15 protein-coding genes and 2 pseudogenes are annotated in these 14,876 nt (G+C 59.6%); 8 read left to right on the top strand and 9 right to left on the bottom strand.

Going from position 1 to position 14,876, the window contains the following annotated elements:
* The first annotated feature begins 375 nt into the window (after positions 1-375).
* Entirely contained in the window at positions 376-543 is a 168-nt protein-coding gene (locus ACJD00_RS00880) for a zinc-binding dehydrogenase (protein WP_418908085.1), read from the top strand.
* 102 nt (positions 544-645) lie between these two features.
* Here the strand turns inward: ACJD00_RS00880 and ACJD00_RS00885 are convergent, their stop codons facing one another.
* Together ACJD00_RS00885 and ACJD00_RS00890 are read right to left on the bottom strand one after the other, a co-directional pair.
* The gene (locus ACJD00_RS00885; protein ID WP_418908086.1) at positions 646-1,494 is read right to left on the bottom strand and encodes a 5'-nucleotidase, lipoprotein e(P4) family; all 849 of its coding nucleotides are present in this window, start codon (positions 1,492-1,494) and stop codon (positions 646-648) included.
* 149 nt (positions 1,495-1,643) lie between these two features.
* Positions 1,644-1,937 (bottom strand): helix-turn-helix domain-containing protein, encoded by a 294-nt coding sequence (locus ACJD00_RS00890; RefSeq protein ID WP_418908087.1) that lies wholly within the window; start codon positions 1,935-1,937, stop codon positions 1,644-1,646.
* A gap of 66 nt (positions 1,938-2,003) precedes the next feature.
* Here ACJD00_RS00890 and map point away from each other — a divergent pair, with 66 nt between their 5' ends.
* From map to ACJD00_RS00905, 3 genes are all read left to right on the top strand, one after another.
* Positions 2,004-2,783: a type I methionyl aminopeptidase gene (gene map / locus ACJD00_RS00895; protein WP_418908088.1), complete on the top strand. Its 780-nt coding sequence runs from the start codon at positions 2,004-2,006 to the stop codon at positions 2,781-2,783.
* A 32-nt stretch (positions 2,784-2,815) separates the two neighbouring features.
* The gene (locus tag ACJD00_RS00900; RefSeq protein ID WP_418908089.1) at positions 2,816-3,424 is read left to right on the top strand and encodes a GNAT family N-acetyltransferase; all 609 of its coding nucleotides are present in this window, start codon (positions 2,816-2,818) and stop codon (positions 3,422-3,424) included.
* 216 nt (positions 3,425-3,640) lie between these two features.
* Positions 3,641-4,195, top strand: a complete 555-nt coding sequence (locus tag ACJD00_RS00905) for an LURP-one-related/scramblase family protein (protein ID WP_418908090.1) — start codon at positions 3,641-3,643, stop codon at positions 4,193-4,195.
* Positions 4,196-4,391: 196 nt separating this feature from the next.
* Here ACJD00_RS00905 and ACJD00_RS00910 read toward each other — a convergent pair whose 3' ends face one another.
* The 5 genes and pseudogenes from ACJD00_RS00910 to ACJD00_RS00930 form a co-directional block, all read right to left on the bottom strand.
* Entirely contained in the window at positions 4,392-5,240 is an 849-nt protein-coding gene (locus ACJD00_RS00910) for a 3-hydroxyacyl-CoA dehydrogenase (protein ID WP_418908091.1), read from the bottom strand.
* Between the two features lie 853 nt (positions 5,241-6,093).
* Positions 6,094-6,378: pseudogene (locus ACJD00_RS00915) on the bottom strand (transposase); the annotation flags it as partial.
* A 708-nt stretch (positions 6,379-7,086) separates the two neighbouring features.
* Positions 7,087-7,314 (bottom strand): hypothetical protein, encoded by a 228-nt coding sequence (locus tag ACJD00_RS00920; RefSeq protein WP_418908092.1) that lies wholly within the window; start codon positions 7,312-7,314, stop codon positions 7,087-7,089.
* 345 nt (positions 7,315-7,659) lie between these two features.
* Positions 7,660-8,575, bottom strand: a pseudogene (locus ACJD00_RS00925) (integrase core domain-containing protein); the annotation flags it as partial.
* 267 nt (positions 8,576-8,842) lie between these two features.
* On the bottom strand, positions 8,843-9,697 hold the full coding sequence (locus tag ACJD00_RS00930) for a carbohydrate kinase family protein (protein WP_418908093.1): 855 nt from the start codon (positions 9,695-9,697) through the stop codon (positions 8,843-8,845).
* 139 nt (positions 9,698-9,836) lie between these two features.
* Here ACJD00_RS00930 and ACJD00_RS00935 point away from each other — a divergent pair, with 139 nt between their 5' ends.
* Genes ACJD00_RS00935 through ACJD00_RS00945 form a run of 3 tightly spaced genes read left to right on the top strand, consistent with a single transcriptional unit; the run spans position 9,837 to position 11,894 of the window.
* A complete protein-coding gene (locus ACJD00_RS00935; protein ID WP_418908094.1) occupies positions 9,837-10,529 on the top strand; it encodes an O-methyltransferase in 693 nt (230 codons plus the stop codon).
* A 29-nt stretch (positions 10,530-10,558) separates the two neighbouring features.
* Positions 10,559-11,074, top strand: a complete 516-nt coding sequence (locus ACJD00_RS00940; protein ID WP_418908095.1) for an N-acetyltransferase family protein — start codon at positions 10,559-10,561, stop codon at positions 11,072-11,074.
* Positions 11,001-11,894 (top strand): spermidine synthase, encoded by an 894-nt coding sequence (locus ACJD00_RS00945; RefSeq protein WP_418908096.1) that lies wholly within the window; start codon positions 11,001-11,003, stop codon positions 11,892-11,894. The genes ACJD00_RS00940 and ACJD00_RS00945 overlap by 74 nt, the downstream gene beginning before the upstream one ends.
* Here the strand turns inward: ACJD00_RS00945 and ACJD00_RS00950 are convergent.
* Together ACJD00_RS00950 and ACJD00_RS00955 are read right to left on the bottom strand one after the other, a co-directional pair.
* Positions 11,891-12,130 (bottom strand): lipopolysaccharide assembly protein LapA domain-containing protein, encoded by a 240-nt coding sequence (locus ACJD00_RS00950; protein ID WP_418908097.1) that lies wholly within the window; start codon positions 12,128-12,130, stop codon positions 11,891-11,893. The genes ACJD00_RS00945 and ACJD00_RS00950 overlap by 4 nt on opposite strands.
* A 135-nt stretch (positions 12,131-12,265) precedes the next feature.
* Entirely contained in the window at positions 12,266-13,723 is a 1,458-nt protein-coding gene (locus ACJD00_RS00955) for an NCS2 family permease (RefSeq protein WP_418908098.1), read from the bottom strand.
* 168 nt (positions 13,724-13,891) lie between these two features.
* Between ACJD00_RS00955 and ACJD00_RS00960 the strand changes: the two genes are divergently transcribed.
* Positions 13,892-14,866, top strand: a complete 975-nt coding sequence (locus ACJD00_RS00960; RefSeq protein ID WP_418908099.1) for a universal stress protein — start codon at positions 13,892-13,894, stop codon at positions 14,864-14,866.
* Positions 14,867-14,876 lie beyond the last annotated feature (10 nt).

Raw genomic sequence — 14,876 nt, forward strand, 5'->3', positions numbered from 1 at the left:
GAGGTTTGGTTACTGGTTCGTAAAACGCGTCTCACATGATCGGATAGTTCTAGTTTTCCTGCGATCAGCCAGTCGCCGCGTCGTAGCGAACTTCTCGTGGACCTGTCAGGCATCGCGTTTGCCTAGGCCGGTTTGGAGGCTGCGCTGGCCGGGACAGATAGTCTTGCGGATACGACTCTGCTGGCTCCCGAGGCACCGACCGGTCACGACATTATCGTGGATGTATGCGCCATCTCCGTGAACCCAGTGGATGTGAAGGTCCGGCCTGGAGCGCAGGGCGCGACCGATAGCCGCGTCTTGAGTTGGGCCGCTTCGGGCGTCGTACTGGCGGTGGGGGGATCGAGTGACCGATTATCGTGCCGGCGATGAGGACTATTGCGCAGGTGCCCTGGGGAGGTTGCCGAACTGGATGATGGTGGTGTGCTGCGCACCCTGCTGACCAAAACCTACTCGCCGATCAATTCCGAGCAGCTGCGCAATGCGCACGCGGATATCGAGACCGGCCACGTGGTCGGCAAGGTCGTGGTGGCCGACGAAGACTAATCGGTAGATCACGGGGGCGGCCCCGACCGACTTTGGTCGGGGCGCCCCAACGATCGCACGGAGACTACAGCATGTGCGATGTCGATGGTCTGGCTGCGGGAGCTAGTTTCCGGTCTTCGCGGCTTGCGAGAAGCGTTCGCGGTATTCGGGGGAGTCGGCCGGTTCGCTGTCACCAAAGATGGCCTTCATCCAGTGACCGTCGGTCGGGTTGGGGAACAAGATGAACTTGCGCCCGAATTCCTCGGCGTCCTCCAGTGCCAATGACTTCCTTTCGCTGACGGACTCGACGTAGTACTTGCGTTTGAAGTCGTTGAGGTTATCGCCCAAGTAGGCAATGACCTCGTAGTCGTCGGCGATCTTTTGCTGCGCTTCCTCCTTATCTGAGCTCTCGCGCAACATGGTCACATGCTCATCGTCGGCGAAGGGCAGCCCCGCGGCTTTGAGGTTCGCAACGCCGAAGCGCTGGGTTTCTTCGCCCTGATCGCGGGAGGAAACGTAGAAGACCTCGACACCCTTCTCGGCCGCGTACTCAAGTGCTTTAATCGACCCGGCGGTTGGAGTTGGCCCGTTGTCGGCCACCCACTGGTCCCAGAGTTCGTCATCGAAGGACTGCTTGCCCGAGGCGATGAGCTGTTTCCAGTAGTCATCCGAGCTCAGCACGGTGTCGTCGATGTCGCTGATGATAGCCAGGGGTTTGTCGTTGTCCTTGTTGGCAAGGGCGGCATCGACACGGTCGGTCAGAATATTGAATCCCTGCAGGTACAGGTTGTCCCGTTCGGCTGCGGTCACTCGCCACGCTACGGCCGCCGTGAGGAGATTTTGTTCCGTCTGTGCCGCGCTGTCATTGGCGCTCGGTTCGGTCCCGCCCGTCGAGCAGGCACTGAGACTCAGGGCCAGCGTGGCGCCGAGTCCGAGTGCTAGTAGCGATGATGGCCGGAAGGGGTTGCCCATAAGTATGCTCCTTGGTGAATTTAAGTATTTCCAAGGTAAACATGGCGAGGATGATTCACGAGTTTCTTGCGTCGCTCCCGATATTTGTTACGCCCGTCACTGCTCCGGTGGCCCCTTGAGCCGAAGCTACTGGTCCTTTGGGTGGGGCGTTAGGCGATAATCCGCTCCGTACGGTCCTTGAGGTTTTCGTCGGGAGCGGCCGCCCGATTGACCTGAGTCCAAATTTCGTCGAGGGAGAGATCGACGACCGTGGCCACGGAGGCGATGGTGGCGAAGGAGGGCGTGGCCACGCGGCCGGTTTCGATTTTGCGAAGAGTCTCCGGAGAAATGCCTGCTTCCAGGGCGACCTGCAAAATGGTGCGCTTGCCGCGCGCCGCGCGCAGCAGTGCGCCGAGTATTTCGCCGCGGCGTATTTCAGCAGCGCTCAGTGGAAGTCTCACCATGCGGTCAATTATAGTACCGGTATAGAATTACCGGAATTGATTGACGACGGTGCAGGGAGAGGCCACATGATCGAGATACTGACGGATAGCGAGTTGCAGAAGGCCCGGGCGGCCGGGCGCATCGTGGGCGCGATCCTTGATACGGTGCGCCGCCGCTGCCAGGTCGGCACAAATCTGCTCGAAATCAACCAGTGGGTCCGCGAACTCATCGAACAGGCCGGTGCGGTGTCCTGCTATGTCGACTATGCGCCCGCTTTCGGGCGCGGCCCCTTTGGCCACTACATATGCACCGCCGTCAACGACGCAGTATTGCACGGAAAGCCCCACGATTATGACCTGGTCGACGGAGATCTGCTGACCCTCGACCTTGCGCTTCTCAAGGACGGTATCGCCGCCGATGCTGCCATCAGTTTTGTCGTGGGCACGGCGTCGAAGGCCGATCTGGCCATGATTGAAACTACCGAGCGTGCCTTGGCCGCTGCCATTGCCGTGGCTAAGCCCGGGGCACGCATCGGTGATCTGTCGCATGCCATCGAGCAGGTGCTCTCCGCCGAGGGGTACAAAATCAATCTTGAGTTTGGCGGGCATGGCATTGGCTCCACCATGCATCAAGAGCCTCACGTTCCGAACGCCGGACGTGCCGGGCGCGGCTATGAACTACGCCCGGGATTGCTCTTGGCCGTGGAGCCGTGGGTTATGGCCGATACGGACCGACTGATCGTCGACGAGGACGGATGGACGCTGCGAAGTGCCACGGGTTCGCGCACCGCACATAGCGAGCACACGATCGCCATTACCGCCGAGGGAGCGGAGATCTTGACCCTGCCGCCACAGACCCAGGGCTGACGCGGTCCGGGATCTCATGTAAGGATGAGGTCATGAGCCTGCCAACGCCCACGCTGACAACGTCACGTTTGCACCTGCGCCCCTTCGTCGAAACGGATGCGGAGGATATCTACGCGCTGCAAAGCAACGCCAAAGTCCTGCGCTACTGGGATTCCGAACCGTGGACCGATAGGGCGGCGGCTACCCGGTTTCTGGAACGGTGCCAACGCATGGAAGCGGAAGGTCTTGGCGCACGGGTGGCCATCGATCGGCTCTCGGACGGGACGTTCCTCGGCTGGTGTGCCATCAACGACTGGGACCCAGACTTCCGCAGCGCGTCGCTGGGCTATTGCTTTCGTGAGGAAGCCTGGGGGCAGGGTTACGCAACCGAAGCCGCTCGGGCCATGCTCGATTGGGCCTATGGCGCATTAGACCTGAATCGAATGCAGGCCGAGGCAGACACCCGAAATATTGCCTCGGGGCGAGTGCTAGAAAAACTCGGATTCACGCTCGAGGGCACCCTACGCGAAGACTGCATCGTCGGTGGCGTCGTGTCGGATTCCTGGGTCTACGGCCTGCTACGGCGCGAGTGGGAAAGCGCAGCCGCAAGTTCCGGCGCTGTTAGCGGTCGGAAGGCGCCGGGGGCAGTGGCTTCACCATAATCAGGCACGGTGTGTGCTCGCCCCAAAGATCGGTTTCCTCAAGCGGCAAAAAGCCGCACTTTTCATAGAAATGGCGCGTTTGCGCATAACCGGGATCCGGATGCGATGCACCGAGTGTTTTCACTCTTACCAAGCTGACGCCTTCGACGGCCATGCCATCGGCGCGGGCCAGCGTTACTAACGTGGGTTGCTAGATTGAGTGGCATAATCTCAGTCATGACCCTTTTCGCTCACGACGTGCTTATTTTCCAGCAGACAAAGAACTTCTCGAAGAACGACTTCGCCATTTATGATGAAGCCGGTCAGCAGGTAGCGCACGTCGAAACTGGCGGTAGCGCGCTGGGTCGAATGTTCGCCGGATCCCGCAAACTTACTGTGTTCGACGGGCCGGAGAATCCGGTGCTGAAGGTTGAAGACACCATGACCTTCGGCCGCGACCGGCTCGAATTGTTCGATGGTCAGGGCAACCCGCTGGCCAGCCTGGTCAAGCGCATCACGTTTTTTAAAACGCGCCTCACGATCGACCTGCAGGGTGAAGAACTGGACCTTACAGGAGATATTTGGGGGTTCGACTTCCAGGTCACCGGGGCCGCCGGTGTGCTTGCCAGCGTGTCACGTGAATGGTCGGGCGTGGGAAATGCCTTCCTTGGTAAGTCCACGTACGCACTACGTTTGGCCGCCGAACTGACGGTGCCGCAGCGTCAGGCGATTATCGGCGCAATTATCGCGCTGGACCTTATCCGCGAAAAGCAACAACGGAACAGGAACTAGGCAAGTTCCTCCTCGACGACATCGTAGCGTTGGCCTCGTCTGGTTATCACTGTGGCGCCGAGGGCAGTAAGGCTACCGGCGCGTAAGCGTCCCATGCTTATCTCCGCGCCGGTAGTCTAGCCCGGTGAAGCCTGCCGTAGGCGGGGTGGGCGGTGCCGTTCGTGGGAACGACCCCGAACCAGTATGTGCGAAGGGCTTATTCGTAGTCGTAGAAGCCGCGGCCCGAGCCCTTACCGAGGCGTCCCTGGTCGATGTAATCCCGCTTGAGGATTTCGGCGAACTCCTGCTGAATCGGATCTGGGTTGTTCTTGCTCAGGTTGTACGGGGTCATCATGCCGACAATGTCGAAGATCTCGAAGGGGCCCTTTGGTGCGCCGGTGCCGATGCGCCACGTCTTGTCGATGTCCTCGACGCTGGCGACGCCCTTTACGAAGAGGGCCGCGGCCGCATTAAGGAATGGCACGAGAAGCGAGTTCAGGACGTAGCCAGGCTGTTCTTTCAGTACACGGATGGGGACCATCTCGATCTCTTCGGCGAAGGCCGCGACCTGTTCGAAGGCTTCCGCAGAGGTTCCGGCATGACCCATTACTTCACCGGTGTTGTTCTTCCAGACCTCGTTGGCAAAGTGCAGGGCCAGAAAGTTCTCGGGCCGATCGGTAAAGGGCGCGATGTCGCTGGGCAATAGGGTGGACGAGTTGGTTGCGAAGATCGTCTTGCTCGGGGCGAGGGCACTGACCTTTTGCCAAGTGTCCTGTTTGATGTCGAGCCGTTCTGGGACCGCTTCGATCACCAAATCTGAATCGCTCAGCGCATCGGCTAAATCGGAAGTGGTACGAATGCGCGAGATGGCGTCCTCGAGCTTCTGCTCGGTGGCCTCTGGTAGATCGCGAAGGTATTCGCCTTTGAGGTATTCCCAGCGCGCGTCGAGCTTGGCTAAGATCTCGTCATTCAGGTCGTAAGCGACCACGTTCTTGCCGAAGTAGGCGGCCTGGAAAATGATCTGGGATCCGAGGACTCCGGTTCCTAGGACGGTGAGGTTCTGCATTATGTGCCTTTCTCGAAATTCACCGCAGGGTGCGCGGTACTTCGGTCCGGCGGCCGTGGAGTGTGGGCCGGCCGTCAGGCCATAACCTCAGGCTACTCTTTGGTAATCAAGATTCAAGACTGGCCGCAACAATGCGATCAAGCAGACAGGTCGGCGTGCTCTGAGCCACCGTCTAGGTGTCTCGTGAAGGGATCGGCTCACGGGACTGCCAGAGATTCGACACAAAAGCTACACATTCTCAGCTGCCAAATGAAGCGATATCTCGGTTTAGCGAGCCGCTGGTTTGCGTAATTTAAACCGTAGCAATGTGAACCGTTTTCTTGCCGACCCTTACGGTACATGGAGCTTGTCTTCCCGCATAGGCCAACATGAAACCCTCCACCGGCATTAGAGCTCTCCGAAGCTGAAACATTCGCGGAGATTCCTAGGAGGTAGGCCGAACTTTCCTTGGACGCTTGGGCTACCTTCGCAAGTGCTCTGGTGGTGTCCATGTGGAATGGTGCCTTGCTGCTGGTTGAACGGGCCAGTCGGCGTGCAGCTAGGGGGCCGACTCGCGAAAGCCCTAGTGCCTAACTGTGGATTCTCCGGAGCGGCTTATGTCCGAAGAGATTAACGAAGCAGGTGGTAGTAGTTAACCTGTGAAAGCACAAGACAAGAAGTTCTTACTCATCTCTACAATAATTATTGCGCTACTAGTAGCCTGTCTGTTCCTGCTTGTTACTTCCGGAGTTCTGGCTGACTTCTTTGATCCTGAGTCGGAGGTCAAGTACCGGGGAGTGGTGTAACGCGAAGTCCTTCGGAGGTTTGAATCAGGCGCTCAGCGCGTGGAACGGATCCGTCACCACCTCCTTCTCTATGGTGGGGTCCTGCCCGGGGGCCACGACGCGACGCTCAGCCGACACCGAGCCAACACGTCCAGCCCGAGATACCGGCGCCCTTCGGCCCATTCATCGGTCTGCTCGGCCAACACCGCGCCGACCAGACGGATGATTGCCTCTCGGGTCGGGAAGATCCCCACGCTATCGGTGCGCCGACGAATCTCTCGGTTCAATCGCTCATTCGGGTTGTTCGACCAGATCTGCTGCCATGCATCCTTCGGGAACCCGGTAAACGCGAGGATATCCTCTTTAGCCACATCACTGCCTCGTCTTGGTGAACCGCTTTTTGCGCTGGCTGTAGTCTCGTGTGTGACGCAACTGGTAGCCGTTGTATTTTTGGTTCTTGGGTTCGTTAAAGATCACAAGCTACCTGCCCCAGCGTCTCAGGAATAACCTAGAGACGACATGCCCCTCAGGAAACTGAGGGGCTTTATTTCCCTGAAACAGGCTGCGATAAATCCTTGCCAAGTTCGTTCGCATCCATTACCTATAATGGTCGCTTGGGCCGCGTCTAACGCAACTTTATTCTAAAGATCCTGGAGCATATTGCTGAGGTATCGGGAGTAGACCCGGGAGAGATGCTGGTGAGTGCCATCGATTGCACCAAAGTGACGAGAAACTCGGTTCAGAGTGCGCAACGTTTTCAAGATCTCGGTATGCAAAGCTGCCCCAGCCTAGTGAGTCCAGGCTAGGGCAGCTGGGTGAAACGCTGATAATTCTAGAGTTGCTATCGTGAAACGAAATCAATCGTTTGGAACACGCTAGCAATAAGGAATCCTGATCCGAGGACGAACAGCACCCAATTGGTTGTGTCGAATGCCGCAAACGTTCGCGAGACGATATTTTGGGTGGAATAGTTGGATTCAGGGACAACCTTCCAAGCTGTGTATAGCGCAATCCACAAGATCACGACGGAAACAACCCACGAAATGATTAGTGCAAACAAGCTGATAAACCTCTTCTATTAGCTATTTAGCTTTGACCATGTCAATGCATGCACCAATGCCAAAGATTGATCCAACGATTTTCCCACCTTCTTTTAGGAATGCGATGCTTGCAGCAGTCTTTTTGCTCTTATCCTTGTGCTTGGCGAAAGCTGATTTTCCACCCTTCTGCATGACAAGGCTTGCCGGACTTTTGAATTGTTTAACTAGCTCACTAAAACGTGATGAATTAGAAGTACCAAGTTTTTCCAAGCCGCATACGCCTTGCCTAGTTTACTAGCCGCACCTGCATTACGTATCTTGACCACAAGTTTTCCGAGCGCAACAGCAATCTTCCCGTATCCGAAGAAAGCCAGTGTTCCAATGCCCAGCGCACATTTAGTGCCCTTTTCCACCCACCAAGAGAAGCTAGGATCTGCGACAACTGGAAATGCTGAGTCTGCCTGAATATCCACAGTTTGAACAAGTGTATTGCCATCGATGCTGTAGGCCGTTCCTACTGGCTGGCCTTTTGCATCGACAGCCCATGGAGCTTCGATTGTACCTATGCGCTGGTTCTCAGTGACCGTCTTGGTTTCTGCCTCTGGTGCGGCTGCTATCTGTCGCGGGCGTGTGTTCCAGCGTTGTCCACGCTATTTCCGGTGTGGCTTGGTTCAGCGACTGGTGTGGCCTGCGGGTGTTGTCATGCTTCCGGTAACGCTGAATGCGCCGTCGCAGTTCGGTGAGGCCTTGGGGCTTATTGGGCTTGAGGAAGCGTTGTCGGGTTTGGAATGAGCGTTCGTTCTTACCCTGTGTGGTGGGCTTGCCCGGCATCCCCGTAACCGGCATGGTTCCCTTGGAAGCGAGAATCACCTCGACGGCTCCGACGACACCGCTACGCAATTGATTCAACGCCTTGGAATTGCCACTGAGGATCTCCTGCGGCGCCCCGTACGCGGCGATGGCATGCGCGAGCTATTCGTGGGTGTCGTGGCTGTTCTCGTGCCGGGCATGGGCACACGAGCCGACATCGTAGCGGGTTGCGTCATCGACGAGCTGATACACGGTACGGGTTTTCCCATCCGCGGTGGTGAATTCGAAGGCGTCCAGTTGCCATAGGGCCATGGCCGATGACCTAGCAAACGAGATGTATGAGGACCTGGGGGCGTTTACGTGGGTTGCGGTCGACCTGGCCAACCGCCGCTATCAGCCGGGCGATCGTGGCCACGGACGGCACCGTACCTCCGGGGAAGTCTTCGACCAACGCGGCTTCGTAGTGGATGGTTTTCGATCCGTAGTACCACCCGTCCTGCTTCAGATGCTTACGGAGCCGGACCAGTTCGTTGACGACCTCCGGCCCGTAGCGCCTAGCCAGTTGATGAGGTGCCCGAGATCTGGGATGCAGTGCTGCTGCAGCTTCGTTCGCGGCTCGTTCGCGCAGCCGGTAGAAGATGCTACGGGAAGTCTTCTGGGTCTTGCAGAACTCACTAATCGTGAGGGCTTCTGTCGCGGTCGAGTCGTAGTTGATGATCATGGCTCTCACGCGCGGTGGCAATGGTTGACTCGTGCTTCGACTGTGCCAAGAAACGGGCGGGCTTTGTCCGCGAAGCGTTGAGAGATGCTGTCTACGAAGTGCCGAAATTACACACCCGATACGCGCACACGCGCTACCAAATGCGTCTGCTAAAAAAGTTCTAGGCCACGAAGTGGCGTGCTTCGATTGATAGAGATTGATCTAGGCGAAATCATAGGCGTCAGGTGTCCCGTAGATGGTTCCCCCGCGGGACACCAATACACCGTTTCAGGAACCTAAGGCCGCCTCAACAACTGGATGCAGATGCGGAGACTCCACTGCGATGCGCGCCTGTTCAGCCGCGGCCTCTAATGCTTGTTGCACCCTATCTCCCGCCAAGCTGGCCGCTAGAAAGCCTGCCATGAACGCATCGCCGGCACCATTGGTGTCGCGGACCGTTGCTTGCGGGGCGGCTACGCCGAAGCGCTCTCCGGAGCTGTTCATCGCCACGGCGCCCTGCTTGCCCTGGGTGCAAACGGCCAATCGAGCCCCCGCCGCCAGCACCGAAGACATCAGCTGGAAAGCGTCGTCAGTGCGATCGTCGTTCATGAATACCACTTCGGCGGCACGCAGAAAAGGTTCGTGGAATGTCGAGGCGCCGTCGTAGTCGTGCAGATCGGTCCAGATGCCACGCAGGGGAGTCTGCGCAAGTACGCGTGCCCCTAGTTCACACAGATCGATCACCGCTACATCGGCCTTGCGCAACGCTTCGGCGGTCTGCGCCACTGCCGCCTTACTTGGTGTGCTGGGCGTCGCTACATAGAGCGAGACTCTTTCACCGGCGCGAGTCATTAGATTGACGTGCTGCTCGGTTCGTTCCGAGGCCACGGATGCCAGCGACACCCCGGCCCTAGATAGCACTCGTTGGATGGAATTCGAAGGTTCATCGTCGGCGAGTGCGGTATGCAGCGTCACCGACAGACCGCGCGAGGCCAGGTGCAGCGCCTTACCTGCCGAGGTGCCACCGATGGTTTTCCACGCCTCTTCGGCGAATTGCGTGTGCGGCGTAGGTTCCGGGAGCCGGTCCAGCACGATGAGCTGATTCCATGAGGCTGGGCCACAGAGGACGATTTGTGCAGTCACATCATTGATCCAAGCAGAAGCGCTGGTCTCGGGCAATGGCTAGCTTCGCTTCCTGAGCGGTAGCGGCGAGCTCTAGTCAGCGCGCCAACGCGGTGGGAAACTGACGGTGGGTAATCGAACTCTACGCAAGGAGTGGGTCATGAGCGGCGAGAAATCGGTCGCCCGCCATGCGGTGGCCGTCGAGGAATATTTGAATACCGAACTCAAGCTGGCCGATGCCGAGCTTGACGCAGGGCGCGAACACGCACGGGCCCTTGGTTTGCCATCGATCGAGGTGAGTCCCGCTCAGGGCAAAATGTTGCAACTGCTGGCACAGATCTCCGGGGCCCGTCGCGTGCTCGAAATCGGGACGTTGGCCGGCTACTCCACCGGGTGGCTGGCTCGCGGCGTCGGTCCCAGCGGCAAGGTGATTACCTGCGAATTCGCGCCGCTTCATGCCAGTGTGGCGCGTGAGAACCTGGAACGCGCGGGACTGGCCGATCGTGTGCAGATTTTGCTGGGCGTTGCTGCCGAGTCGTTGCGGGATCTCATTTCCCGTCATGAGCCAAGCTTTGATTTGATCTTCATCGACGCCGATAAGCGCAATAACCCGGTGTATCTCGAGCTGGCGCTGGAACTATCGCACAGTGGCACGGTGCTGGTGCTCGACAATGTGGTGCGCAGCGGTAGTGTCATCTCGAAGTTGCCCGAGGGGAGCGATGAGGCCCGCGACGTCGAGGGCGTTCAACTAGCGTTGCGCATGCTCGGAGAAGATTCGCGGCTGGAAGCCACCGCCCTGCAAACGGTTGGGGCTAAGGGGTGGGATGGGTTCGCGCTGGCCCGGGTACGGTGAACCGAGCCGAGGTGCCGTAGGGTATTGCTGTGCTTGAAACCAACGCCTACCGAATCCGGCCGGCAACCTCTGACGATGTGCGCCCGGCCCTTGAAATGAAACTGCAGGCTTGGCGGGAGGCCTATGCGCAGCTTCGCGATGCCGCGTTCTTCGACTTTCACGCCGCTGAGCTTGAGGGGCAGGTGACCTGGTGGGAGCGTGGGCTGGCCGCCGGGGCCGGTTTCTTTGTGGCCGAGCGCGCCGACGGTCGGATCATAGGCCTGGCCGGAGGAACTCCGGTGATCGACGAAGACCGTGATGCCGGGGTTGAGGTCGAGCTGGGCATGATCTACGTGCTTCAGGAGTACTACGGTACTGGGCTCGGGGAACACCTGTTGCAGACCGTGCTGGGCCAGGGCGATGCCCTGGTGTGGGTTGTTGAAGGCAACGACCGGGCGGCAGCCTTCTTTGCTAAGCACGGATTCGCACCCGATGGAACCAGTGAAGAACTGGTCGGTAGCTGGGCTGGACTCCGCGAGCAACGCTTGGTGCGCCGTCGTGGCTAGGGGTGCCGCAGATGACGGGCTGGTCGGCAGCTACCCGATCGATACCGGAACCGCGGAAATTGAGAAGGATTCCTACGGAGCCAACCGCTACGTGCTGAAGGTCAACGGGGTGCCCTCCTCGCACATCGACCTCGACGATCCCGAGTTCTTAGACTTCGAATACATGAAGTGGATGGAACCGCTCATATTGGCTGCCTTCGAGCCAGCATGCTTTGATGGGCGGGCCCGCAAGCTTCGTGCCCTGCATTTGGGTGGTGGCGGATGCTCCATGCCACGCTGGGCCGCGGCACGCTACGAAAATGCTCGCCAAGTGGTGGTGGAGCTCGATGGGCGGCTCGCCGAACTGGTGCGCACCCACTTTGAGGTACCGCGCGCCCCGCTGGTGCGGATCCGTGTGGCGGATGCCGGACAGGTGTTGCCCACGCTGGCCGACAATAGCCGGGATGTGGTGATTCGCGATGTTTTTGCCGGGAGCAGCACCCCGCGCGAACTGACCACGGTGTTCTATGCGGCCGAGGCCGCACGGGTTCTCGACCAGGGTGGGCTGTACCTCGTGAACTGCGGGGATACGCGGGATCTGAAAACCGCGCGGGCCGAGGCGGCTACCTTACGCGAGGTCTTCTCGGAGGTGGTGCTCGTCGCCGATGCGCCCATGCTCAAGGGGCGACGCTACGGCAATATCGTCATGGCCGCCGGAAACGGCGGTGTTCCTAGCGGGGCCGACGTGCAACGTGCGCTACGCAGCGCACCGCTTCCGGCTCAACTGCTGGCCGGTGGCGAGGTGGACCGCTTCATCGCCGGAGCGACGCCCATCTCCTAGTCTTTGCGTTTGCGTCCGATGGTGAAGGCGCCGACTAGAAAGCCCAGTAAGAGCGTCACCAACAACACGATCCACAGCGGCGCAATGGTGTCGACAAAGATCAGGCGCACCCGTACATGCTGGAAGTTCTGCAGAATGAACACCAGCACTACGACCGCAACGGCGATACCGGTCCATCCCTTGGCCGTGATCCTGCTCAGCGGGTTGGGCCGCTGACCCGTGGGTTGTTCACTCATCGAGGCCTCCTGCGGCGTTGACGCACTGGTTACTGCCGATTATTCATTGTCGCCGGCCGCAAACCAACCTCCACCGACGCTTAACGAGCCGTGGCTCGCCCGAAGGCGAGCCACGATGCATAATCGACCGGGAAATTAGACCCCGGTGAGTTGCTCAATGAGGCCGATGCCGAAGAACAGCACAAAGGCGGCGGCGACGAACCACATCAGTGGGTGGACTTCCTTGCCGCGTCCCTGAACGGCACGGATGAACACGAAGGCGATAAACCCGGCACCGATGCCATTGGCGATCGAGTAGGTGAACGGCATCAGCGTGAACGTCAGGAAGGCTGGGATAGCCAATCCCCAGTCAGCCCAGTCGATCTTGGCGACTTGCGAGATCATCATGAAGCCAACGACCACCAGCGCAGGAGCCACGGCCTCAAAAGGCACCAGGTAGATCAGCGGGGTCAGGAACATGGCCACGAGAAGCAGCAGGCCGGTCACCACCGAGGACAAGCCGGTGCGTGCACCCTCGCCGATTCCCGCCCCGGACTCAACGAAGATCTGCGCCGAGGAGCTCGAGGTGCCGCCACCGACGATAGCGCCCGCAGCGTCAACCAACAGCACCTTGTCGACATCCGGAATGTTGCCGTTCTCGTCGGTGAGTCCGGCCTCGGAGGCTAGCCCGACCATGGTGCCCATGGCATCGAAGAAGATGGACAGCAAGATGACGAAGGCCAACAGCGCTGCGGCGGTGAAGCCGAGGTGGGTGAAGGCGCCGAAGGGGTTGACCTGACCGATGAGGCTCAGATCGGGTAGCGTCCAGCTTGGCATGGAGGGGACCACGAGGGACCAGCCCTGCGGGTTTTCGGCCGAGGAGCCGCCGATTTTGAAGACCGCCTGAAGAATGTTGGCCAGAATCGCCGAAGCGACGATACCGATCAAGATGGCGCCCTTGGCCTTGCGCACCAGCAGCGCGATGGTCAGCAACAGGCCGAAGAGGAAGACCACGATCGGCCAGCCCAGCAGCTTACCGTCGAAGCCGAGACCCACCGGTACGGTGGTGCCAGCCGCGTCCGGGATGCGACGCACGAAGCCGGCATTGACCAAGCCGATCAACGCAATGAACATGCCGATACCGACCACGATCGCGGTTTTCAGGCTTTGTGGCACGGCGTTGAAAACGGCGGTACGGAAACCGGTCAGCACCAGAATAAACATCACCACACCAGCGATGAGCACCAGACCCATCACATCTGGCCAGGTGATTTCCGGGTTCGTGGCCACGGTAATGGCAACGAAGGCGTTCACACCCAAGCCGGTGGCCATGGCGTAGGGACTACGGGCCCAGATGCCCATGATGATGGTCAGGATGGCCGCCACGAACGCGGTCACCGCGGCCACGCGTTGAATACCCAGTTCGCCGCCCGAAGCGTCGGCGCCGGAGAGCACCAACGGGTTTAGGACGACGATATAGCTCATCGCGAAGAAGGTGGCGATACCGCCGCGAAGCTCGGTGGAGAACGTGGAACGGCGCTCGGAGATCCGGAAGTACCGGTCAACCCGCGCGCGGACAGAGGTGCCCGTAGGCGTTTGGGTGCTGGAAGACATAGGAAAATTCTATGTGTTTTTGTGCTTTTGCCGGTGAGTCAAAGACTTGTGAGTAGGCTCTGTGCGAAATCCTGTAGACCCACGTCACACGGACTTGAAAAATGGAAGTACATTGGTTGTTATGGGGATCACACCCATGGCAACGCAGGTCAATGAGGAGTGAGTTTGATGAGCGACGCAACTGGTGCAACGAGCGAGAAAATTGAGGGGATCGTCGTTGGCGTTGACGGTTCGGAACAAAGCCGTTGTGCTTTGCGCTGGGCCGAGCGCGAGGCGCAGCGCCGCGGCAGCGTACTGAACGTCGTCTCCGCCTACACCATCCCGGTATTCGCCGCGTCCTCGATGGACGCCGGTTACTCGACGCTGGATGATGATCTGATTCGTGGCGGCGCGGAGGATATCGTGCGACAAGCGCGAGCCGAACTCGAAGGCAGCCCCGTCACCATCCGCACCTACATCGAATCCGGGGACCCTGCCGGGGTGTTGTTGGACCTGAGCGAAGACGCGGACCTTGTTGTGGTCGGCACCCGTGGGCGTGGAGGCTTTGTCGGACGCCTGCTCGGTTCGGTTTCCTCGGCCTTGCCAGCCCACGCGAAATGCCCCACGGTGGTCGTGCCGCTGTGCATGGCCAAGGAACAGCAGGCTCAGGAGCCCACCCCGCCGGAGCGCGAGCATATCGTGGTGGGTGTCGACGGTTCCGACCGGGCCCGTATGGCCGTGCTCGCCGCCGCGGAAGCCGCGGTGGCCCGCCAGTTGCCGTTACGTGTCGTTTGCGCCGTGGCGCCGGTCTCGGCGGCTCTGGCCTGGATGCCAGCCACGGTGGATCAAGAAGCCGTTTTGGAAGACGTCCACTATCAGATGGATGTGGGCTACCGCTGGCTGAAGTCGCACTTCCCGGACCTTGAGCTGGAAACCGATGTGGTGCTTGGTCCTCCGGTGGAGGTACTGATCCGCGAATCCGAGCGTGCGGTACTGACCGTGACCGGTTCGCGCGGTCGAGGTGGATTCGCCGGCATGCTGCTGGGTTCAACCAGCCAGGGCGTGCTGCACCACTCAAAGGGCCCGGTGATGGTTGTCCCCGATATGGAGGACCCACGCTTGGCTAACCGTAACGATTTCGATACCCGCGCGAACGAAGAGTGAACCGGGGCTG

The organism is Glutamicibacter endophyticus (assembly GCF_048457885.1).
GTDB classification, from domain to species: domain Bacteria; phylum Actinomycetota; class Actinomycetes; order Actinomycetales; family Micrococcaceae; genus Glutamicibacter; species Glutamicibacter endophyticus.